Source organism: Variovorax paradoxus (genome assembly GCF_024734665.1).
Taxonomy (GTDB): domain Bacteria; phylum Pseudomonadota; class Gammaproteobacteria; order Burkholderiales; family Burkholderiaceae_C; genus Variovorax.
Map to the genome: position 1 here is coordinate 4,432,726 of NZ_CP102931.1, position 21,018 is coordinate 4,453,743.

The 21,018-nt window shown below is 66.5% G+C and carries 23 protein-coding genes; 13 read left to right on the plus strand and 10 right to left on the minus strand.

Translation table 11 applies throughout. The annotated features are described in order from the left end of the window. Window positions 1–6: 6 nt before the first annotated feature. From NWF24_RS20915 to NWF24_RS20950, 8 genes are all read left to right on the plus strand, one after another. Window positions 7–924 (plus strand): ABC transporter permease, encoded by a 918-nt coding sequence (locus tag NWF24_RS20915; protein ID WP_093057874.1) that lies wholly within the window; start codon window positions 7–9, stop codon window positions 922–924. Window positions 925–1,203: 279 nt separating this feature from the next. Then, window positions 1,204–2,094, plus strand: a complete 891-nt coding sequence (locus NWF24_RS20920) for an ABC transporter permease (RefSeq protein ID WP_093057875.1) — start codon at window positions 1,204–1,206, stop codon at window positions 2,092–2,094. Window positions 2,095–2,158: 64 nt separating this feature from the next. Further along, window positions 2,159–3,289: a sterol desaturase family protein gene (locus NWF24_RS20925; protein ID WP_093057876.1), complete on the plus strand. Its 1,131-nt coding sequence runs from the start codon at window positions 2,159–2,161 to the stop codon at window positions 3,287–3,289. After that, entirely contained in the window at window positions 3,289–4,068 is a 780-nt protein-coding gene (locus NWF24_RS20930; protein WP_258350196.1) for a YaeF family permuted papain-like enzyme, read from the plus strand. Before NWF24_RS20925 ends, NWF24_RS20930 begins: the two co-directional genes overlap by 1 nt. Further along, window positions 4,065–5,303, plus strand: coding sequence for an NAD(P)/FAD-dependent oxidoreductase (locus NWF24_RS20935; protein WP_258350197.1), 1,239 nt, complete (start codon window positions 4,065–4,067; stop codon window positions 5,301–5,303). The genes NWF24_RS20930 and NWF24_RS20935 overlap by 4 nt, the downstream gene beginning before the upstream one ends. Before the next feature lie 111 nt (window positions 5,304–5,414). Next, window positions 5,415–5,627: a 30S ribosomal protein S21 gene (gene rpsU / locus NWF24_RS20940; RefSeq protein ID WP_007833691.1), complete on the plus strand. Its 213-nt coding sequence runs from the start codon at window positions 5,415–5,417 to the stop codon at window positions 5,625–5,627. 110 nt (window positions 5,628–5,737) lie between these two features. Continuing rightward, on the plus strand, window positions 5,738–6,187 hold the full coding sequence (locus tag NWF24_RS20945) for a GatB/YqeY domain-containing protein (protein ID WP_258350202.1): 450 nt from the start codon (window positions 5,738–5,740) through the stop codon (window positions 6,185–6,187). Next, window positions 6,187–6,666 (plus strand): NUDIX domain-containing protein, encoded by a 480-nt coding sequence (locus NWF24_RS20950; protein WP_258350203.1) that lies wholly within the window; start codon window positions 6,187–6,189, stop codon window positions 6,664–6,666. Before NWF24_RS20945 ends, NWF24_RS20950 begins: the two co-directional genes overlap by 1 nt. Before the next feature lie 7 nt (window positions 6,667–6,673). Here NWF24_RS20950 and NWF24_RS20955 read toward each other — a convergent pair whose 3' ends face one another. After that, window positions 6,674–7,429 carry a sulfite exporter TauE/SafE family protein gene (locus tag NWF24_RS20955; protein ID WP_258350204.1) on the minus strand — a complete coding sequence of 252 codons (756 nt, stop codon included), beginning with the start codon at window positions 7,427–7,429 and terminating at the stop codon, window positions 6,674–6,676. Between the two features lie 102 nt (window positions 7,430–7,531). Between NWF24_RS20955 and NWF24_RS20960 the strand changes: the two genes are divergently transcribed. Beyond that, window positions 7,532–8,437, plus strand: coding sequence for a LysR family transcriptional regulator (locus tag NWF24_RS20960; protein WP_258350205.1), 906 nt, complete (start codon window positions 7,532–7,534; stop codon window positions 8,435–8,437). Here the strand turns inward: NWF24_RS20960 and NWF24_RS20965 are convergent. From NWF24_RS20965 to NWF24_RS20985, 5 genes are read right to left on the minus strand one after another with little or no spacing between them, the layout of a single operon-like run. After that, entirely contained in the window at window positions 8,424–9,476 is a 1,053-nt protein-coding gene (locus NWF24_RS20965; protein ID WP_258350206.1) for an NAD(P)-dependent alcohol dehydrogenase, read from the minus strand. The genes NWF24_RS20960 and NWF24_RS20965 overlap by 14 nt on opposite strands. A gap of 31 nt (window positions 9,477–9,507) precedes the next feature. Next, the gene (locus NWF24_RS20970; RefSeq protein WP_258350207.1) at window positions 9,508–10,611 is read right to left on the minus strand and encodes an ABC transporter ATP-binding protein; all 1,104 of its coding nucleotides are present in this window, start codon (window positions 10,609–10,611) and stop codon (window positions 9,508–9,510) included. A gap of 32 nt (window positions 10,612–10,643) precedes the next feature. After that, window positions 10,644–11,492: a carbohydrate ABC transporter permease gene (locus tag NWF24_RS20975; RefSeq protein ID WP_258350208.1), complete on the minus strand. Its 849-nt coding sequence runs from the start codon at window positions 11,490–11,492 to the stop codon at window positions 10,644–10,646. Then, window positions 11,489–12,370: a carbohydrate ABC transporter permease gene (locus NWF24_RS20980; protein WP_258350209.1), complete on the minus strand. Its 882-nt coding sequence runs from the start codon at window positions 12,368–12,370 to the stop codon at window positions 11,489–11,491. Before NWF24_RS20980 ends, NWF24_RS20975 begins: the two co-directional genes overlap by 4 nt. Window positions 12,371–12,374: 4 nt before the next feature. Further along, complete coding sequence (locus tag NWF24_RS20985; RefSeq protein WP_258350210.1) at window positions 12,375–13,655, minus strand: ABC transporter substrate-binding protein; 1,281 nt, start codon at window positions 13,653–13,655, stop codon at window positions 12,375–12,377. A gap of 234 nt (window positions 13,656–13,889) precedes the next feature. Between NWF24_RS20985 and NWF24_RS20990 the strand changes: the two genes are divergently transcribed. Next, window positions 13,890–14,753 carry an alpha/beta fold hydrolase gene (locus NWF24_RS20990; RefSeq protein ID WP_258350211.1) on the plus strand — a complete coding sequence of 288 codons (864 nt, stop codon included), beginning with the start codon at window positions 13,890–13,892 and terminating at the stop codon, window positions 14,751–14,753. Window positions 14,754–14,768: 15 nt separating this feature from the next. Further along, complete coding sequence (locus NWF24_RS20995) at window positions 14,769–16,004, plus strand: MFS transporter (protein ID WP_258350212.1); 1,236 nt, start codon at window positions 14,769–14,771, stop codon at window positions 16,002–16,004. Window positions 16,005–16,013: 9 nt separating this feature from the next. On the opposite strand, the gene NWF24_RS21000 is transcribed toward NWF24_RS20995, so the two are convergent. Together NWF24_RS21000 and pmbA are read right to left on the minus strand one after the other, a co-directional pair. Continuing rightward, a complete protein-coding gene (locus tag NWF24_RS21000) occupies window positions 16,014–16,961 on the minus strand; it encodes an AraC family transcriptional regulator (RefSeq protein WP_258350213.1) in 948 nt (315 codons plus the stop codon). A 39-nt stretch (window positions 16,962–17,000) separates the two neighbouring features. After that, window positions 17,001–18,371, minus strand: coding sequence for a metalloprotease PmbA (gene pmbA / locus NWF24_RS21005; protein ID WP_258350214.1), 1,371 nt, complete (start codon window positions 18,369–18,371; stop codon window positions 17,001–17,003). Between the two features lie 95 nt (window positions 18,372–18,466). Between pmbA and yjgA the strand changes: the two genes are divergently transcribed. Continuing rightward, window positions 18,467–19,123 (plus strand): ribosome biogenesis factor YjgA, encoded by a 657-nt coding sequence (gene yjgA / locus NWF24_RS21010; RefSeq protein WP_258350215.1) that lies wholly within the window; start codon window positions 18,467–18,469, stop codon window positions 19,121–19,123. Next, window positions 19,120–19,710 carry a molybdopterin adenylyltransferase gene (mog, locus tag NWF24_RS21015; protein ID WP_258350216.1) on the plus strand — a complete coding sequence of 197 codons (591 nt, stop codon included), beginning with the start codon at window positions 19,120–19,122 and terminating at the stop codon, window positions 19,708–19,710. The genes yjgA and mog overlap by 4 nt, the downstream gene beginning before the upstream one ends. A gap of 4 nt (window positions 19,711–19,714) precedes the next feature. On the opposite strand, the gene NWF24_RS21020 is transcribed toward mog, so the two are convergent. Then, window positions 19,715–20,131 (minus strand): cupin domain-containing protein, encoded by a 417-nt coding sequence (locus tag NWF24_RS21020; protein WP_375338401.1) that lies wholly within the window; start codon window positions 20,129–20,131, stop codon window positions 19,715–19,717. Window positions 20,132–20,141: 10 nt separating this feature from the next. Further along, window positions 20,142–20,894 carry an SDR family oxidoreductase gene (locus NWF24_RS21025; RefSeq protein ID WP_258350217.1) on the minus strand — a complete coding sequence of 251 codons (753 nt, stop codon included), beginning with the start codon at window positions 20,892–20,894 and terminating at the stop codon, window positions 20,142–20,144. Window positions 20,895–21,018 lie beyond the last annotated feature (124 nt).

Consider the following 21,018-nt stretch of genomic DNA (forward strand, 5'->3'; position numbering starts at 1 on the left):
GAGCCTGTGAGCGCTCCCTCGACCAGCGCGTCCGTCGCCACCACGCCCATCCATGCCGTCAAGGCGTGGTGGCAGGCGGCGCCGTTCGCGCTGGTGTTCCTGCTGTTCTTCCTGGTTCCGCTGGCGCTGGTCGCGATGGTCAGCCTGTGGAATTTCAACGAATACGAACTGATCCCGGCGGTCACGCTGCGCAACTACCTGAGCCTGTTCGAGGGCTGCTCGCGTCTCACGGACAACGGCGACCTGTGCGTCACGCTCAACACCTACCTGAGCACGTTCAAGTTCTGCGTGCTGGTGTGGGGCATCACGCTGCTGATCGGCTTCTCAGTTGCGTACTTCCTGGCGTTCCACGTGCGCTCGTCGACCATGCAGACGGTGCTGTTCGTGCTGTGCACCGTGCCCTTCTGGACTTCGAACGTGATCCGCATGATCTCGTGGGTGCCGCTCTTGGGACGCAACGGGCTGGTCAACCAGGCGCTCATGGGCCTGGGCCTCGTGAACCAGCCTGTGGAGTGGCTGCTGTTCTCCGATTTCTCGGTGGTGCTGGCCTTCGTGCACCTGTACACGATGTTCATGATCGTGCCGATATTCAACAGCATGATGCGCATCGACCGCTCGCTGCTCGAAGCAGCCAGCGATGCGGGCGCATCGGGCTGGCAGACGCTGTGGAACGTGGTGGTGCCGCTGTCGCGCACCGGCATCCTGATCGGGTCGATCTTCGTCATCACCATCGTCATGGGCGACTTCGTCACCATCGGCGTGATGGGCGGCCAGCAGATCGCCTCCATCGGCAAGATCATCCAGGTGCAGACCTCGTACCTGCAGTTTCCGCTGGCTGCGGCCAACGCGATGATTTTGTTGGCGGTGGTGCTGATGATCATCTGGGGACTGACCCGGCTGGTCGACATTCGAAAGGAGCTCTAGGGTGAGCTCTTGTTCTTCAGGGCTCGCTCACGCCGACGGGGTACCTTGCTCCGCGAATGTCCCCCGCCCTTCGGGCTCCTCCTTTATTTCGCTGCGCAAGGCACCCCGCCGTCGTGATCGTTCAGCGCACTGGTTGATCGGCCAGCACAACGGCAGCGTCCATGTGCGAATGGCACCGGGTGCTTCCTGCAGCGAAATAAAGGAGGAGCCGAAGGCGGGGGACATTCGCGGAGGGGAGCACCCGGTGTCATTCGCACTCGCCCTGAAGGAGAAAAACAAATGAGCCAACGCATAGGCGAACAACGCAGCCCCGGCTTCTGGCCTCTCGCCACGGTATTCGCCCTGTTCGTGCTGTTCCTCTACGGCCCGATGATCACGATCTTCGTGCTCAGCTTCCAGGGCCCCGAGGGCGGCCTGACGTTTCCACTGCGCGGCGTCTCCCTGCACTGGTTCTACAAGCTGGCTGAAGGGCTGGGCACAGTGGATATCGGCGCGGCCTTCAGGCGCTCGCTGGCGCTGGGCGCTGTGGTGATGGCCTTCACCGTCGTGCTGTCGGTGCTTGCAGGCCTGGCGTTCCGCAAGAAGCTCGCGGGCAGCAACGCCCTGTTCTTCGTCACGGTGGCCAGCCTCATCATGCCGTCGATCATCATTTCGCTCGGCATCGGCCTGCAGTTCCGGCTGATCGACACGGGCATCAAGAGCGTGCTGACGGCGATGGACGCGACCACGCTGCTCGAAGGCTACGGCACTGCGCTGGGGCTGTTCAGCTCAGCCCTCGGCGCGCACCTGACCTGGACCCTGCCCTTCGGCCTGCTCATCATGTTCGCGGTGTTCAACCGCTTCAACCCCGCCTACGAGGAAGCCGCACGCGACCTCGGCGCCACGCCGTGGCAGACCTTCCGCTTCGTCGTTCTGCCGCTGATCGGCCCGTCGATCGTGGGCATCGGCATGTTCGGCTTCACGCTGTCGTGGGACGAGATCGCCCGCACCTCGCAGGCCATCGGCGACGTCAACACGCTGCCGCTCGAACTGCAGGGGCTGACCTCGACCGTCACCACCCCGTCGATCTATGCGCTGGGCACGGTGACCACCGTGGTGTCGCTGCTCGTGATGGCGGTGGCTCTGGGCTCGGCTGCGCTGCTGCGCCGCAGGGCCGTGCGCCCCAGGTGAGATTTTTCCTACAGCCGCCTCTAAAATCGCGCTCCAACACAAAGTACAAGCGAGAGAGGCGGGCATGCTGGACATCGACAAACTCAACGAATTCACCCACAACCACGGCGAACTGCGCCGTGGCCAAGGGCTGGTCACAGGCACCATCGCGCTGAGCCTGGCCATCCTGTGCTTCCTGGGCGTACTGGCCTTTCACTTTCCGCAGTACCTCACCACGCCCGAACTGCGCAAGAGCTACAACGTCGACGTGATGCGCTACATCTTGCTGGCGGCGCTGGTCATTTCGGGTGGGCTGTCGCTGGTCAACATCATCTTCAACCGCTCGCGCTGGCTCTCGTCGGCGGCGTTCCTGCTGGTGGTGGCGTCGGCGCTGCTCGGCGGACACAAGGTGCCGGTGCACGACTTCGCGGACAACACGCCGTACATCGGGCTCGACTGGTTCATCCTCGACCTGCTGGGCTCATCGCTGATCTTCATCTTCATCGAGAAACTCTTTGCGCTGCGCAAAGACCAGCCCGTGTTCCGCGAAGAGTGGCAGACCGACTTCCACCACTTCGTGGTGAACCACATGATCGTGGGCTTCGTGCTGCTGGCCACCAACCTGATGGTGCACAAGCTCTTCGGCTGGGCGGCCAATGACGGCATCCGCGGTTGGGTGGGCAACCTGCCGTTCTGGGCCGGGCTGCTGCTGATCGTTCTGGTGGCCGACCTCGTGCAGTACTGGACGCATCGCGCCTACCACGAGGTGCCCGTGCTGTGGCGCCTGCACGCGGTGCATCACAGCGTGAAGAGCATGGACTGGATGGCGGGCTCGCGCCAGCACATCCTTGAGCTGCTGATCACGCGCACGCTGGTGCTGGCGCCCATCTACGTACTGGGCTTCAGCAAGGACGTGATCGACGCCTACATCGTGGTGGTCGGCTTCCAGGCGGTGTTCAACCACTGCAACGTGAGCGTGCGGCTCGGCCCGCTGCGCTACCTGATCGTGACGCCCAACTTCCACCACTGGCATCACAGCCAGGACCAGGAAGCGCTGGACAAGAACTACGCGGCGCATTACGCCTTCCTCGACTACATCTTCGGCACCGCGGTGAAGAGCACCAAGCTCTGGCCCGAAAAATACGGCGTGCTGGGCGACTACGTGCCCAACGGCTTCTTCAAGCAGCTGAAGTTTCCGTTCATCTGGAAGGGCTGATGCGCGCCGCGTTCAAGACCGCCGCGGTCGTCGTTGCCGCGGGCGCTGCCCTGCTGCTCACGGCCTGCGCCACCCGGCCGACCAAAGAGGCCGGACTGCGCCTGCGGGTGCAGAGCTCGGTCATCGCGCCGGGTAACGGCGGCGAACTCATCGCGGCCGACGCGCTGGAGCCGGGCGACATCCTGCTGACCTCCATCGCCACGGTGAACTCTTTCGGCATCCGGCTGGGCACTTTCTCGCCGGTGAGCCACGCAGTGCTGTACCTCGGCGACGGCCAGATCGCCGAAGCCGTGGGCACCGGCGTGCGCGCGCGGCCGCTGGCCGAGCTGGTCGATGAAGAGCAGATGGTGGTGGCCTTTCGCGTGCCGGGCGTCGACGAAGCTGGCGCCGGGCGCATGCGCGAATGGGCGCTGTCTCAGGTCGGCGCGCGCTACAACACCGTGGGCGTGCTGCTGAATGCGCCTTTCGTGCTCAACCGGCGCCTGTGCGAACTGCCGCTGGTGCCAAGCGCGGTCAGCAGCTACTGCGTGAGCGGCATGGCGATGGTGCAGCTGGGTGCGAGCCGCGACGACCAGTTCTTCTGCTCGCAGTTCGTGCTCGAGGCCTACAAACAGGCCGGCCTGCCGATCACCAATGCCGACCCGCGCTGGGTGAGCCCGTCCGACCTGCTGCACATGCGCGAGGGCGACGTGCCTTCCATTGCCGCCACGCAGCCGCTGCGCTACGTGGGCCACCTGAAATACAACCCGCCGCCGCTGCTCGCGGCAGATGGCCCTTGAGCGCGGCCGCATCATCGCGCTTCAACGTCGTCGTGATCGGCGCCGGGGCCGCCGGGCTGTTCTGCGCCGGCGTGGCGGGCCAACGCGGGCTCAAGGTGCTGGTGGTGGACCACAGCGAGAAGGTGGGCGAGAAGATCCGCATCTCGGGCGGCGGGCGCGCCAACTTCACCAACCGTGACCTCGACGTGCGCGCGCCGCAGCGCCACTTTATCGGCGACAACCCGAATTTCTGCCGCTCGGCGCTGTCGCGCTATGCGCCGCAGCAGTTCATCGAGCTGGTGCAGAAGCACGGCATCGCCTTCCACGAGAAGCACAAGGGGCAGCTGTTCTGCGACGGCTCGTCGCAGCAGATCGTCGACATGCTGCTGGCGGAATGCGCGGCGGGTGGGGTCGAGCGCTGGCAGCCGTGCAAGGTCGGGAAGATTGCATTTTCTGGCGTTGATGCTGATGGATCGGGCGCTGGCAGCTATCAAATCGAGAGCGATCGCGGGCTGATCGAGACGCCGAAGATCGTGGTCGCCACCGGCGGCCTGTCGATCCCCCAGATCGGCGCCAGCGACTTCGGCTACCGCCTTGCCGAGCAATTCGGCCTGCGCCTCGTCACGCCCCGTCCGGCACTGGTGCCGCTGACCTTCGGCGGCGAAGGCTGGGCGCCGTATGCCGAGCTGGCCGGCCTGGCGCTGCCGGTGCGCATCGAGACCGGCGCGAAGAAGGAAAAAATGGCCTTCCTCGAAGACCTGCTCTTCACCCACCGGGGCCTGTCGGGCCCGGCGGTGCTGCAGATTTCGAGCTACTGGAAACCCGGCACCCCGCTCACACTGGATTTCGCGCCCGGCGTGGACGTGGCCGAGGCGCTGGGCGAAGCCAAGCTGCGCTCGAAAAAGCGCATCGCCAACGAACTGGCCGCGCTGCTGCCCTCCCGGCTGGCCGACGCCTGGGTCGGGCAGGATCCGGCGCTGCAACGCCCTGTCAACGAAGCCGCTGACAAGGCGCTGGCAGCCCTGTCGGAGCGCATCGCCCGCTGGCAGATCACCCCCAGCGGCACCGAAGGTTACAAAAAAGCCGAGGTGACGGCCGGCGGCGTCGACACCCGCGACCTGTCGTCCCAGACCATGGAATCGAAGCAGCCTGGCCTTTATTTCATCGGCGAAGTGGTCGACGTGACCGGCTGGTTGGGCGGATACAACTTCCAATGGGCCTGGGCAAGCGCCCACGCGTGCGCAACCGCGCTATAATCGCGGGCTAACTCTTGGCCTCCCCTCAACGGCCGCACATGTTTTTCAGTTGAGGAACCCCGGCTTGGGGCCTCGATCTCTCCAGGCCAAATTCATTTCAACGATTCATCAATGACCACCATCCGCGTTAAAGAAAACGAGCCCTTCGACGTCGCACTGCGCCGTTTCAAGCGCACCATCGAAAAGCTCGGCCTGCTGACCGACCTGCGCGCCCGCGAGTTCTACGAAAAGCCGACCGCCGAGCGCAAGCGCAAGAAGGCCGCCGCGGTCAAGCGCCACTACAAGCGCGTGCGCAGCATGCAGCTGCCCAAGAAGCTGTACTAAGCAACACCCGGGGCGGCCGGCTCCAGACGAAAGTCAGCACCGCCGCCCAGTTGCCTCAGCCGCGCCAGGGAAACCTGCCGCGGCTTTTGTTTTTTCCGAAAGGTTGCCGAATGACTCTCAAAGAACAAATCACCGAAGACATGAAGACGGCGATGCGCGCCAAGGACTCCGAGCGCCTGGCCACCATCCGCCTGCTGCTCGCGGCCCTGAAGCAGAAGGAAGTCGACGAGCGCGTGGAGCTCGACGACGCCATGGTCGTCGCCATCGTCGACAAGATGGTCAAGCAGCGCAAGGACTCGATCGCCGCCTTCACCACCGGTGGCCGACCCGATCTGGCCGACAAGGAAGCCGCCGAGATCAAGGTGCTGGAGGCCTACCTGCCCCAGCGCATGAGCGCCGATGAAACGACGGCCGCGGTGAAGGCCATCGTGGCCGAGCTGGGCGCCAGCGGCCCTGGCGACATGGGCAAGGTGATGGGCGTGGTCAAGACCCGCCTCGCCGGCAAGGCCGACATGGGCCAAGTCAGCGCAGCGGTCAAGGCCGCTCTGACGGGCGCCTGATGATGAACAACACCGGCAGCAGCCCCTCCGCCACGATCCCCAAGGCCTGCGCCTGCATGGTTGACGCGCGGGGCCGGCTGCTGGTGTTCCGCCATCCCGAGGATGGCAACATGCAGCTGCCCAAGGGCACCATCGAGCCCGGCGAATCGCCTGAAGTGGCGGTGCGCCGCGAACTGCTCGAGGAATCGGGCCTCGACTACACCGGCCCGCTGCAATCGCTGGGGACGCTGCACCGCGAATGCGAAGCCGGCGTCGAAGGCAACACGCACCGCCACCCGCAGCTCTGGCACCTGTTCCTGATGCGCGCCCAAGGCGCCCTGCCCGAAACCTTCACGCACATGGCCACGGGCAGCCCTGAAGAAGAAGGCCTGGTGTTCACGTTCCGCTGGCTCGAAGCCGGCGACGCACTCGACGACTTCGCCTTGCCCTACCGCCAGACCATCGAACGCGTGCGCGCGGCCCTGCTGCTGGCAGCCTGACTTCGGCTCACAGCCCGGCGCGCGCGGCCATGTACAGGCCCAGCAGCGCCAGCCCGATCAGGAAGCAGCGCTTGAACACCGCCACCGACAGCCGCTGCCGCAGCCAGGTCCCGAGCACCATGCCGCCGATGGCCGGCACCAGCATCGCGATCGACCCGCCCATCGCCGACATCGGATAACCCCCGTTCCCGACCAGCCCGATGGCCAACACCACCGTCGAGGTGGTGAACGAAATCCCCATCGCCTGGATCAGCGAATCGCGCTGGAACCCCAGCGCCTGCAGGTACGGCACCGCCGGCACTGCGAACACCCCCGTCACCGCCGTCACCAGCCCCGTGACGACGCCCACCAGCGGCCCCACCCAGCGCGCCTGCGCGTCGCTCACGTGAAGCTGCCGCCCGGTCAGTCCCCAGACCGCGTAGACCACCAGCGCCACCCCGAGCGCGAACGAAGCCCAGGCCCCCGCCGGCACGCCCAGCCACAGCGCCCCGCCCAGCGTGCCGATCACCACCCCCACCTGCATGCCGCCGATGCGCCGCAGCACCGGCATGAAGGTCGCGCGCGGCCCGGTCTGCCAGATGTTGGTGACGAGCGACGGCACGATCAGCAGCGCCGCGGCCTGTACCGGCGACATCCACAGCGCGAGCAGCGCCATCGAAACCGTTGGCAGCCCGAGGCCGACCACGCCCTTGATCACCCCGGCCAGCAGGTACACCGCCGCGGCGGCGGCCCAGAAACTCGTTGTGTCGATCGAATGCGTCATCGGGACACGACTCTGCCGACGAAGCCGGCCTCTGGAAATCGGGCATTTGCAGAGGTAGCCTCAGGCTGCGGCTGAGGCTCCTGGTGCACACTCCGCCGAACCATGCGATTCGATCTCACCGACCTGCGGCTCTTCCTCAACGTCGTCGAAGCCGGCAGCCTCACCGGCGGCGCCGGGCGTTCGCACATGACGCTCGCCTCGGCCAGCCAGCGCGTGCGCGGCATGGAAGACGCGCTCGGCACCCCGCTGCTCACCCGTCATGCGCAGGGCGTTCGCCCCACCGAGGCCGGCCGCACGCTGCTGCACCATGCGCGCGTCGTGCTGCAGCAGATGGAGCGGCTGCGCGGCGAACTCGGCGAGTACGGCCAGGGCCTCAAGGGACACGTGCGCTTCATGTGTGGCACCTCTGCGCTGACCGAACACCTGCCCGAGGTGCTGAGCCGCTTTCTCGCCGAGCATCCACGCATCTCGGTCGACCTCGAGGAACGCCCCAGCCCCGACACGGTGGACGCGCTGCGCGCCGGCCTGTGCGACATCGGCATCGTCTCGGACGCCATCGACAGCGAAGGTCTCGAATGCCACCCCTTCCGCCGCGACGACCTCGTGCTCGTGATGCCCCGCGGCCACGCGCTCGCCGGACGCCGGCGCCTGCGGCTGGCCGACGTGGTCGACAGCGAATTCGTGGGCCTGCCCGCGGACAGCGCGCTGCAGCTGCTGATCACCCAGCATGTGCGTGCGCTCGGCAAGCACCTGGCCTACCGGGTGCGCGTGCGCAACTTCGAGGCCGTATGCCGCATGGTGGAGTACGGCATCGGCGTCGGCATCGTGCCGCAGACCGCGGCCGAACGTTGCGCCCGCTCGATGAAGATCGCGCGCGCCTCGCTCGCCGACAAATGGGCCGAGCGCACGCTGATGGCCTGCGTGCGCTCGTCGGAAGACCTGCCGCTCAACGCCCGGCGCATGCTCGAGCACCTGATCGCGCCCCCTGAAGAAGCTACGAGGAAGTGACGGGCTCCGCAAACTCGATCTGGATCTTCACGTCGGTCGCGCGCCCCGCTGCGGCTTCCTCGAAGGCCTTGATGCCGTCCTCGAACGCGAAGGTGCGCGAGATGAAGGGCTTCACGTCGACCTGCCCCGACGCGATCAGCGCCAGCGCGCGCGGGAAGATGTTGGCGTAGCGAAACACCGACTCGATGCGCGCCTCCTTCGCCTGGATCGCAACGATGTCGAAGGCCACCTTGGCAGCAGGTATGCCCACCATCACGAGGCAGCCGCCGGGGCACAGCAGCTCGAAGATGTCGTCGAAGGCGCGCGCGCTGCCGCTGGCCTCGAACACCACGTTGGCGCCCCAGCCGTCGGTCAGCGCCTTCACGGTGTCGGCGAGCTTGGTGTTGCGCACATCGACCGTGGTGACGGCCGGGTTGTCCGCAAACAGCGCCAGCTTCTCGGGCACGAGGTCCGCAAGAATCACGCGCGCCGCGCCGCCTGCAAGTGCAGCCAGCGCCGTCATCGCGCCGATGGTGCCCGCGCCGATGACCACCGCCACGTCGCCCGGCTTCAGCGCCGCCTTCTTCGCAGCCTGCAGGCCGATGGCCAGCGGCTCGACGATGGCGCCCTCGCCGAAGCTCACGTTGTCGGGCAGGCGGAAGGTGAAGGCAGCCGGATGCACCACGAACGGCGTGAGGCAGCCGTGGATCGGCGGGGTCGCCCAGAAGCGCACGGCGGGGTCGAGGTTGTAGATGCCTTCGAGCGTGGCGCGCGAATCCATGCGCGGAATGCCGGGCTCCATGCACACGCGGTCGCCGGGCTTCAGGTGCGTGACTTCCGCGCCCACCTCGGCCACCACGCCCGAGGCCTCGTGGCCCAGGATCATCGGCTCGTCCACCACGTAGGGGCCGATGCCTCCGTGCTGGTAATAGTGAACGTCGCTGCCACACACGCCCACGGTGTGCATGCGGATCTTCACGTCGCGCGGCCCCATGTCCAGGGGAAGGTCTACGTCGCGCAGCCTGAGCTCATGCGCTTTTTCCAGAACCAGTGCTTTCATTTCTTTTCGTCCTTGAAGGGGTGCGGGGGTGTCAATGCAAAGGGGTGTCGGTGCGCAGCAGCGAGGCACCGGTGTCGATGTCGAACAGGTGCACCTGCAACGGATCGGCCACGAAGCGCACCGCATCGCGCAGCCGCGGGCATTGGGCCGAGGGCATCAGCGCGGCTATTTCGCTCTCGCCCTGGCCGAAGCTCACCAGCACCTCGTTGCCGAGATACTCGATGAGCTGCACCTCGCCGGCAAAGCCGCCGTCGCGGCCGGCCTGCGTGTCGACCTGCAGATGTGCGGGCCGCACGCCCAGCGTCACACGCTCGCGGCCTTCGAGTGCAAAGCGACGCGCGTCCACGCGCACCGTGCCTTCGCGGCCCGCCAGTTCGAAGCTGCCGTCAGCATCGCGCACCATCATCTCGACCAGGTTCATCGGTGGCGTACCGATGAAGCCGGCCACGAAGGCCGAGCGCGGTCGCTCGAAGATCTCGCGCGGCGAGCCGACCTGCTCGATGCGCCCGTCGCGCAGCAGCACGATGCGGTCGGCCAGCGTCATGGCCTCGTGCTGGTCGTGCGTGACGTACACGGTGGTGGTCTTCAGCGCCTGGTGCAGCCGGGCTATCTCGATGCGCATGTGGTTGCGCAGCTTGGCGTCGAGGTTCGACAGCGGCTCGTCGAACAGGAACACCTTGGGCGTCTTGATCATGGCGCGCGCAATGGCCACGCGCTGCTGCTGGCCGCCCGACAGCTCGGTGGGCCTGCGCTGCAGGTAGCGCTCCAGCCCCAGCGTGTCCGATACCTCCTTGATTCGCGCATCGATCTCGGCCTTGGGCACCTTCAGGCGCTTGAGGCCGAACGCGATGTTGTCGCGCACGCTCATGTGCGGATAGAGCGCGTAGTTCTGGAACACCATGGCAATGCCGCGCTCTTGCGGCGGCAGGTCGTTCACGCGCTGGCCACCGATCAGCAGGTCGCCGTCGGAGATGTCTTCCAGCCCCGCAAGCATGCGCAGGATGGTTGACTTGCCGCAGCCCGAGGGGCCGAGGAACACGACGAACTCGTTGTCGGACACGTCGAGGTCGAACTGGTGCACGACCTGTGTTTCGCCGTAGCGCTTGATGATGTTGTGACAGCTGATTGCGGACATGTTGTTCTTCGAGGAAAAAGAAATGATCTGGCTCATGCGGCATCGCGCTTGCGCTTGAAGGCGGCGTTGAGAAAGCCGCTGAGCACGCCGACCATGAGCAGCGGCGGCAGCGACAGCAGGATGACCGAGGCATTCAAGATGCCCCACGGCACGTCGCGCCCGAGCTGGCTCAGCTCCGAGGCAACGATGGGCAGCGTCTTCGCATCCGACGTTGTGAGCATCAGCGCGATGAGAAACTCGTTCCACACCAGCACAAAGCCAAAGGCGATGGCGCCGACCAGCGAGCGCGCGGCAATCGGCAACGCCACCTTGAAGAAGATCGCGTAGGGGCCGTAGCCGTCGACGCGGCCGGCCTCTTCCACCTCTTTCGGCACTGCCTTGAAGGCGGGTATGGCGAGCCAGATCACAGTCGAGAGCGTGAGCAGCGTGTAGGTGACGATCAGCGCGAAGCGCGTGTCGTACAACTCCAGCTGCAGCCAGATCACCATGAGCGGAATGGCCACGGCCACGGGCGGCAGGAAGCGCATCGACAGCACGAAGAACTGGATGTCGTCTGCCCAGCGCAGCGGATAGCGCGCGAGCGCGTAGGCGGCCGGCAGCCCGAGCAACGCACCGGCGATCACCGCCGCGCCTACCACCAAGATGGAGTTGACCAGCCCCTGCGCCACTGCCTCGCGACTCAGCACGTAGATGTAGTTCTCCAGCGTGGGCGTGAAGAAAATCTTCGGCACTGCAGAGACGATGTCGACCCGGTTCTTGAACGAGTTGAGAAAGGTCCAGAGCACGGGAACCAGCGCGGAGAGCCCTGCGCCGACCAGCACCAGCCGGGCGAGCAGCGTGCCGAGGGAGAACGGTTTTTTCTTTTTTGGCAAAGCGCTCATTTCGGTCGCGTCCATTTCCAGATGTAGGTGAACGCCACTGTCGACGCGACCATCATCAGCACCGCCATGCTCGACGCGTACGAGATGCGCCCGGACTCGATGAAGCCCTGCGAGAAGGCGTACATATCCAGTGTCTCGGTCGAGATTCCCGGGCCGCCGCGCGTCATCACGTAGATCAGGTCGAAGGCGCGCAACGACTCGACCATCTTCACGAACGTCAAGCTGATGAGCGGCGCCTTCAGCATCGGCAGCGCGACATACGCGTAGACCTCCCAGGTCTTCGCATGGTCCATGCGCGCGGCCTCGAAGGGCTGTGGCGGCAGCGTCTCGAGCAGCTTCAGCACGATGACTGCGAAGAACAGCCCCCACTGCCACACGTCCACGAAAGCCACCGTCATCAGCGCCGTGAGCGGGCTGGCCAGCAGATCCAGCGGCTCGCCGGTGATCGCCTTGTACGGATACGTCAGCAACCCGAACAGCGGATGAAAGGCGAACTTCCACACAAAGGCGGCCGACACGCGCGGCAGCAGCACGGGCACGATGAACAGCATCGACAACACGTTGCGCCAGCGCGCGGTGGCGCACTGGAACAGCAACACACCCAGCAGCACCGCGAGCCCCATGGTCGCGCTGACGGTCAGCACCTCCCACACCAGCGACACCCGCACGGAGTTGAGAAAGCGCCGGTCGGAAAACAGCTGGATGTAGTTCGACAACCAGACCCAGCTCGAATCGGCCTGGCCCAGTTCGCGGTCTTGCAGCGAGATGCCGATCGCGAACAGCGTCGGCACCAGCGCCAGCACCGCGAGCACCAGCAGGCCCGGCCCGATGAAGACGACCGGCAGTCTTGTCTTTTTTCTTTTCTCCCTGGTGGCCATCACATTACTTCTTGCGCCGTGCGATCAGCTGCTTTGCGTAGGCGTCGAGCTCATCGAGGCCGGCCTTGATGTCGGTGCGCGAGCCGGTGATCAGCTCTTCGAGAATGATCCCCCAGCGGTCGCCGAGGTCGGGCCAGGCGGCGTCCTGCCAGAAGTTCACGGCCGTGAGCTTGCCTGTGTCGGCCAGCGCCTTGCCGAGGTCGGCGCCGTAGCGTTTCGCAAACTCGGGGCTGCCCAGCACGCTGGTGCGGTTGAGTTCGCCGAACTGGCCTTCGGCGAGGCGGCGCTGCTCCTGCTTCTTCGAGGTGGCCCAGGCGACGAACAGGCCCGCGCACTTCTTCGCCTCCTCGGTCTTGTTGGCCTTGGCACCGATGGCCAGCCCGTGGCCGTAGCCGCCGCCGGTCAGCGGCGTGGGCGGCGGCAGGTAGGCGACCTTGCCGATCACGGTCGACATCTTCGGGTCGAGCGCATTGCCCGCCAGCGGGGTCGACTCGATCAGCATCGCCACCTTGCCCGCGAGGAAGGCGCCGGTGGCTTCGTCCCAGCCGCCGGTCTTGGTGCCGGGCGCGGAGTACTTGAACAGGTCGAGGTAGGTCTGCGTGGCCTTCACCGCGGCGGGCGAATCGAACACGGGCTTGTCGCCATCGAACCACTGGCCGCCGTAGCCGCGGAAGAACGGCATCCAGCGCCACACGTTGGCACCCGAACCGCGCTGGCCACGCAGGGCCACGCCGTAGATGCCGTGGGCCGGGTCGTTGAGCTTCTTCGCGGCTTCGGCGAATTCCTCAAGCGTTGTGGGCGGCTTGATGCCGGCCTTCTCGAGCAGGTCCTTGCGATAGACCAGCAAGTCGCCGCCACCGGTGAGCGGCGCGAACCAGGCCTGGCCGTCGAAAGTGGCGACCTTCTGGCGGCCGGGGTCGAAGTCGGCGTAGTCGTAGTCGGCGGGGTAGTACTTGGCCAGCGGCACGATCCACTTCGACTGGGCGAACAGCGGCACGTTGGCCTCGTCGACGTAGTACACGTTGTACTTGCCGACGGTCGAGGCGTCGGCGCGGGTCTTGGTGCGGCGGTCGTTCTCGTTGAGGTTGTCGATGTTGAACGACGCGCCGCTCAGGGCCTTGAACTCGTCCTTGTACTTTTCCAGCAGGGTCAGCCCGTCGCGCGGCTGGGACAGCACGCGCACATCGTCCTTGCAGGCCTGCTGCGCCTGCGCATGGCCCGCCGCGGCCAATGCCGCCAGCAACAGCGTGCCGGCCGCAATGCGGCGAGTGGTTCGGTTCGTCATCGTTCGTCTCCTGGTCTTGTTTGTGAAGGGCTTGCGAGAGGGACGAAGCGTATTCAGCCGCGGCCCGGCGCCGCGTACACGCGCGCCGGTGGACTGGTACTTCGATGACCAGCGGGCTTGGGGTTTTGCCGGGGGTGGCGCGCGAATTCGCCAATCAGTTGCAATGTAAAACCAGATCGATAGAATCCGCGTGGTTTTGTTTTGAAACCAAGAACGCCATTTCTGGAATCCACCATGACCCACTACCGCACCGCCACCGTCGACGGCCTGAACATCTTCTACCGCGAGGCGGGAGACCCGGCGCTGCCAACCCTGCTCCTGCTGCACGGCTTTCCAGCCTCCTCCTTCATGTACCGGGAGCTGATCGAACGGCTGGCCCATCGCTTCCACGTCATTGCGCCGGACTACCCCGGCTTCGGGCACAGCGACGCACCATCGGTCGTCGAGTTCAGCTACACCTTCGACCACCTCGCCGACATCGTCGAGAAATTCACCGACCAACTCGGCCTGAAGCGCTACGGCCTCTACATGCAGGATTTCGGCGGCCCGGTGGGATTCCGGCTGGCCAGCCGCCACCCTGAAAAAGTGAGCTTCCTGGTCGTGCAGAACGCCAACGCCTACGAAGAGGGATTGCCGGACGACTTCTGGGGCCTGGCCCGCGAGCTGTGGAGGGACCCCTCGCCGGTCAACTACGCCAGGATCCGCGAAGCCGCCATGTCGGACGCAGCCCTGGAATGGAACTACACCCACGGCGTGAAAGACCCGGCGCGCATCAACCCGGACAACTGGCTGCTGCAACGCGCCCTGCTGGCCCGCCCCGGCAACAAGGACGCGATGGCGGCCCTGCTGCACGACTACGGCCGCAACCTCTCGCACTACCCGGCCTGGCAGGCCTACTTTCGCCAGCACCAGCCGCCGACGCTGGTCGTGTGGGGTGCCAACGACGTGATCTTTCCGCCGTCGGGCGCGTATCCCTACCAGCGCGATCTCCGGCAGATCGATTTCAAGCTGCTCGACACCGGCCATTTCGCGCTCGAAGAACTGGGCGAAACGATCGCCGCGCACATCGAGCGCTTCCACGACGCCCTGCGTGCCTGACGGCAGAGCATCGCCATGCAATTGAACATCGATGCAGCCGCGGCCCGTGAGGCGCAGGCACGGCCCACCGCGCCGCCGATAACGGCCGCGATGGCGCTGCTGTTCGCGGTCGCCTGCGGGCTGGCCGTGGCCAACGTCTACTACGCCCAGCCGCTGCTGGACACGCTGGCGGCCACCTTCGGCATCCGCCCCGCCACGGTCGGCATCGTGATCACCATCACCCAGGTCGGCTACGGCCTGGGGCTGCTGCTGGTCGTTCCTCTGGGCGACCTGATCGACCGGCGGCAGCTGATCGTGGGGCAATCGCTGCTGTCGGTGGTCGCACTGCTCTGCGTCGCGCTGGCGCCCAGCGCGGCGATCCTGCTGCCGGCGATGGCCGCCGTGGGCCTGCTGGCCGTCGTGACGCAGGTGCTGGTCGCCTACGCCGCACTCATGGCCCCGCCAGGCGAGCGCGGCCGCGTGGTCGGCATCGTCACCAGCGGCATCATCATCGGCATCCTGCTGGCGCGGGCGGTGTCGGGCACGTTGTCCGATCTTGTCGGCTGGCGCTCGGTGTACCTGGTGTCCGCCGCGGCCACGCTGGTCGTCTCCGGCCTGTTGTGGAAGGCGCTTCCCCGGCGCGCGCCACCCCCGGTGCGCATTTCATACCTGCAGCTGATTCGATCGGTCTTCACGCTCTTCGCCGAGGAGCCCGTGCTGCGCATCCGTGCGGTGCTCGCCATGCTGATCTTCATGGCCATCACGATGCTGCTGACGCCGATGGTGCTGCCGCTCACGGCGGCGCCGTTCTCGCTGTCTCACACGCAGGTGGGCCTGTTCGGCCTGGCGGGCGCGGCCGGCGCCATGGGCGCTGCACGCGCGGGTCGACAGGCAGACCGGGGTCGCGCTCAGCGCACTACCGGCATCGGGCTGTCGGTGATGCTGCTGTCGTGGGCGCTCATCGCCATGCTGCCGTGGTCTATCTGGGCGATGGTGGTCGGCGTGGTCACGATCGACTTCGGCCTGCAGTCGGTGCATGTCGCCAACCAGAGCCTGATCTACCGCGTGCGCCCGGAAGCCCAGAGCCGCCTGACAGCCGGCTACATGATTTTCTATTCCATCGGCTCCGCCACTGGATCGATCGCCTCGACGATGCTGTACGCACACGGTGGCTGGAACAGCGTCTGCCTGGCCGGGGCAATCACCAGCGGCCTGGCACTGGCGTTCTGGGCCATGACGCGGCACCTGACGCCGCAGGATGCCAGCCCCTGAGAGGCACGCTCAGGCCGTGGTGGCGAGCGGCGTGTTCTGCGCGGTGCGCAGGCCGAAGCGGTCCTGCGCCTGCTGACGGTAGGCCGAGGGGGTCATACCCTTGAGCTGCAGGAAGCGCCGGTTGAAGTTCGCGAGGTTGGCGAAGCCCACCTCGTAGCAGATGTCGCTCACCAGCCGGTCGGAGGTCTGCAGCATCTCGCAGGCCTTGGCGATGCGCAGCCGCGTCACGAAGTCGGTGAAGGTGGCGCCCATGTGCTTGTGGAAGTAGCGCGAGAAGCTGCTTTCGGCCATGTTGGCAACGGCGCACACGGCCGGCAGCGACAGCTCTTCGGTCAGGTGCTGGTCGAGGTAGTCGAGCACGCGGCGCATGCGGGTGTTGGCGCTCGGGTCTTCGCCGGCCGGGTCGGCGGTGCTCGAAATCTGGCGCCAGTCGGGCCAGCGGGCCAGCTCGTGCAGCAGGCCGATGAACTCCGCCAGCCGGGCCATGCCCTCCTGCGCCTGCACGCGCAGGAAGCGTTCGTGCACCAGCGCATGGATGCCGAAGAACTCGATGCCCAGCTTCGCGCGGTCGAGCATCGGCAGCACCGCCTTCAGCTCGGGGAACAGGTCGGTGCCCTTGCGCAGCGGCTCGTCGCGGAAGTGGATGACCATGCTGCGCTCGGCAATGCCCTCGGGCGGCACGTCGTGCGAAATCCAGGTGTGGGGCAGCCGGGCGCCCACCAGAGCCACGTAGCCGGGCTCGAAGCGGCCGATGTGGTCGCCCACGAAGGCGTCACCGCTGCTGCGATTGATGCACTGCAGCTCGTATTCGTCGTGGTAGTGCCAGCAGTCGAAGGGCCAGGGCACGCCGTGCTGCAGGCAGCGCACCGAGCTGCCGCCCGCCGGCTCGAAGCCGAGCCTCGGGTCGCGCAGCAGTTCGTGCTCGAGTTCCGGCTTGCGCGCTGCGTTGTGTCTCATGGTTCTGTGAGCCTTCGCGCGGTAGCCGGCGGTGCTTTCTCAGCTGCCGGCGATCTTCATCCGGTTCACCAGGACCGATCCCGTGGTCTTGGCACCGAAGGTATAGGCATCGGCCCCGATGGCCTCGATGCCCATGAGCATGTCTTTCAGGTTGCCGGCGATGGTGATCTCCTGCACCGGGAAGGCGATCTTGCCCTTCTCGACCCAGAAGCCGCTGGCGCCGCGCGAGTAGTCGCCGGTCACGTAGTTCACGCCCTGGCCCATCAGCTCGATCACGAACAGGCCGGTGCCCAGCTTGGCGAGCATGGCGTCGAGGTCGTCGGTGTGCTTGGTGAGGCGCGAACTCAGCGTCAGGTTATGCGAGCCGCCGGCGTTGCCGGTGGTCTTCATGCCCAGCTTGCGGGCCGAGTAGGTCGAGAGAAAGTAGCCTTCGAGGCGGCCGGCATCGACCACCTTGCGCGCCCGGGTGGTCACGCCTTCGTCGTCGAAGGGCGAGCTGCCCTTGCCGCGCAGCACGTGCGGGTCTTCGGCCACGTTGACATGCTTTGGCAGCACCGGCTTGCCCAGCGAATCGAGCAGGAAGCTGCTCTTGCGGTACAGCGACCCGCCGCTTACCGCCTGCACCAGCCCACCCAGCAGGCCCACGGCCAGCGGCGACTCGAACAGCACCGGGCATTCGGTGGTCTTGATCTTGCGCGACTTCAGGCGGCTGAGCGCCCGTTCGGCGGCATAGCGGCCCACGGCCTGCGGGCTGGCCAGTTCGTCGGCCGAGCGCATGGAGCTGTACCAGGCGTCGCGCTGCATGTCGTCGCCCTTGCCGGCGATGGGTGCCACCGAAATGGAGTGCCGCGAGCTGGCGTAGCCGCCACGAAAGCCGTGCGTGTGGGCGCTGAAGAAGTGGCTCTGCTGGGCCGAGACGCCCGCGCCCTCGCTGTTGGTGATGCGCTTGTCGGTCGTCAGGGCCGCTTCTTCGCACTCCAGCGCCAGCTTGGCGGCCTGTTCGCTCGTCACATCCCAGGGGTGGAACAGGTCGAGTTCGGGGTGCACCTTGGCGATGTCTTCTTCGTCTGGCAGGCCGCTGACGGGGTCTTCGGCAGTGAAGCGGGCGATGTCGTAGGCAGCCTGCACGGTCTGCTTGATGGCCCCTTCGGAGAAGTCGGAGGTGCTGGCATTGCCGCGGCGGTGGCCCACGTAGACCGTGATGCCCAGCGACTTGTCGCGGTTGCGCTCGACGTTTTCCAGCTCGCCCTTGCGCACCGACACGCTCAGGCCGCAGCCCTCGGAGGCTTCGGCCCCGGCGTCGGTGGCACCGAGCTTCTTGGCGTGCGCCAAGGCGGTGTCGACCAGGTTTTCGAAGAAGGAGCGGCTGTAGGCGAAGCCGGAATCGGCGCGCGAGGAGGATGTCGTCATGTGGTGGCTATGATACTTGCGCCCCCTGTTTCACGTTTTCTCCCCAGCTTCCCACCGCGTTGCAACGCCGCACGGTGCGGCCCAGAATCCACTCCATGTCCCGCAAACCCAAAAAAGGCTATTTCGTCCGTGGCCAGTTCGTTGCCGAAGGCAGCGAGCTTGACCTTGAGCTCAAGCGCGAGCTCAAGGGCACCGACGAAGCCAGCCGCACCGACCTCAAGCGCGAAAGCGACGAGCTGCAGAAGCTAGGCACCGAGTTGCTCACGCTGCGCGCCGGCCTGTTCGACGCGCTCCAGCTCGACGAAAAACTGGTCGACGCCATCGCCGAGGCCAAGCGCATCACCAATTTCGAGGGCAAGCGCCGCCAGATGCAGTTCATCGGCAAGCTCATGCGTAAGCTCGAGCCCGAAGTGCTGGAGGCCGTGAAGCAGGCCCTGTCCGAGCAAAGCGTCGCCCCGGCCGCCGAAACCGCCGCCCTGCACGAGGCCGAGCGCTGGCGCGACCGGCTGATTGCCGACGACGACGCCCTCGGCGGCTGGATAGAAACCCACCCCGCCACCGATTCCCAGCAGCTGCGCGCCCTGGTGCGCCAGGCCCGCAAGGACATGAAGACCGGCCCGGCCGGCGAGGCGCCCCGCCAGGGCAAGGCCTACCGCGAGATCTTCCAGCTGGTGCGCGCGCAGCTCGCGGTGCACGGCGGAGCCGACCACGCAGCGGCCGCAGCCGCCCAAGACCGGGAAGAGGACGCATGAGTTCGTTCGACCCGGTTCGCATCGGCATCGTCTCCATCAGCGACCGCGCCTCCAGCGGCACCTACGAAGACAAGGGCCTGCCCTCGCTGAAGGAATGGCTCGGCCGGGCGCTGAAGAACCCCATCGAATTCGAACCCCGGCTGATTCCCGACGAGGCCGACCGCATCGGCGCCACGCTGATCGAACTGGTCGACGCCGGCTGCTCGCTGGTGCTGACCACCGGCGGCACAGGCCCCGCCCTGCGCGACGTGACACCCGAGGCCACGCTGGCCGTGGCGCACAAGGAAATGCCCGGCTTCGGCGAGCAGATGCGCCAGATCAGCCTGCGCTTCGTGCCGACGGCGATCCTGTCGCGGCAGGTGGCGGTGATCCGCGACAAGAGCCTGATCATCAACCTGCCGGGCCAGCCGAAGTCGATTGCGGAAACGCTCGAAGGGCTGAAGGACACCGAGGGCGTGCAGGTCGTGCCGGGCATCTTCGCGGCGGTGCCCTATTGCATCGACCTGATCGGCGGGCCGTACCTCGAGACGGACGACACGGTCTGCAAGGCATTCAGGCCCAAGTCGGCCATCCGTCCGCCGCGCTGAGCGGCTACTTGACCAGCGTGAGCAACGGCACGCCCTTGTCCTTGACCATCGTCACGAGGAACTTCGCGGGCTTGGTGGCGCTGGCATTGCGGCCGACGGTGTGGATGTCAGCCGGGCCCTCGTAGAAAGTCTGGCCGGGGGTGAGCGTGACCTCCTTGCTGCCCTTCACGCCCATCACGATCGATCCCTCGAGCACGTACACAAAGGCGTGGGCGTCATGGCGGTGGACGGGATCGACTGAGCCTGGCGGAAAGTCGACAACGAACGTGACTGCTTCCTTGCCGGGCATGTCCGCCAGGTCCTTCGTCATGAGCATGGTCACGGCGGCTTCAGGGGCCGCCATGGCGGGCGTCGCGGCGAACACGCCGAGTACGCCGAACACGAGGCCGAGGGAAATGCAGGTTTTCTGAAATCGGGTCATGGGTTGCCTTTCAGGCCCGCGCACGCTGCGCAAGCCATTCCTCGAAGCGGATCGTCCCGAGGCGCGGGGCGTTGCCGGGTGTCAGCGAGCGGTCGTCGAGCTGCACGCCGAAGTAGCTCGCCCCGGCATCGGTGACGACTGGCCGCTTGTCGCCGGTCGCCGCGAACAGGCGCCGAACCAGCGCGTCGAGCGGCAATGCCTGCGGGCCCGCGATCTCGATCCGGCCTCGCGCGGGCGGCTCGGCCACCACGGTGGCGAGCGCGGCGGCAACGTCGTCCGCCGCCATCGGCTGTATCAGCGCGTTCGACAGCCGGACTTCGCCGCCCTGCACGCTTCCGTCGGCGATGCCGGCCACGAATTCGAAGAACTGCGTGGCCTGCACGATGGTCCATGGCACGGGCGAGGCCTCGATCAGCTCTTCCTGGCGCTGCTTGGCGCGGAAATAGCCACTCGCCAGCAGGCGGTCGGTGCCGACCACCGACAGCGCGATGTGATGCGCCACGCCGGCCTCAGCCTCGGCGGCGAGCAGGTTGCGCCCCGCGGTGTCGAAGAAGCGGAGCGCCGGCTCGTCCTCGAACGAGGGCGAATTCGCGACGTCGACGACCACATTGGCGCCCGCCAGCGCGGCTTTCAGGCCTTCGCCGGTGAGCGCGTTGACGCCAGTCGAGGGCGACGCGGCGTTGACCTCGTGGCCCGCATCGCGCAGGCGCGTGGCGAGCTTGGAGCCGATGAGGCCGGAGCCTCCGATGATGACGATCTTCATGGTTGATTCCTCGGTAAAGAGATTCGGGAGTCAAAAAGGAACGCCCCCCGTGGACGTCCATGCAGGCAAGACGTCCAGCGGGAGGCGTTTGTGACACCGGGACCGAAAAATCCCCGGAGCCGAC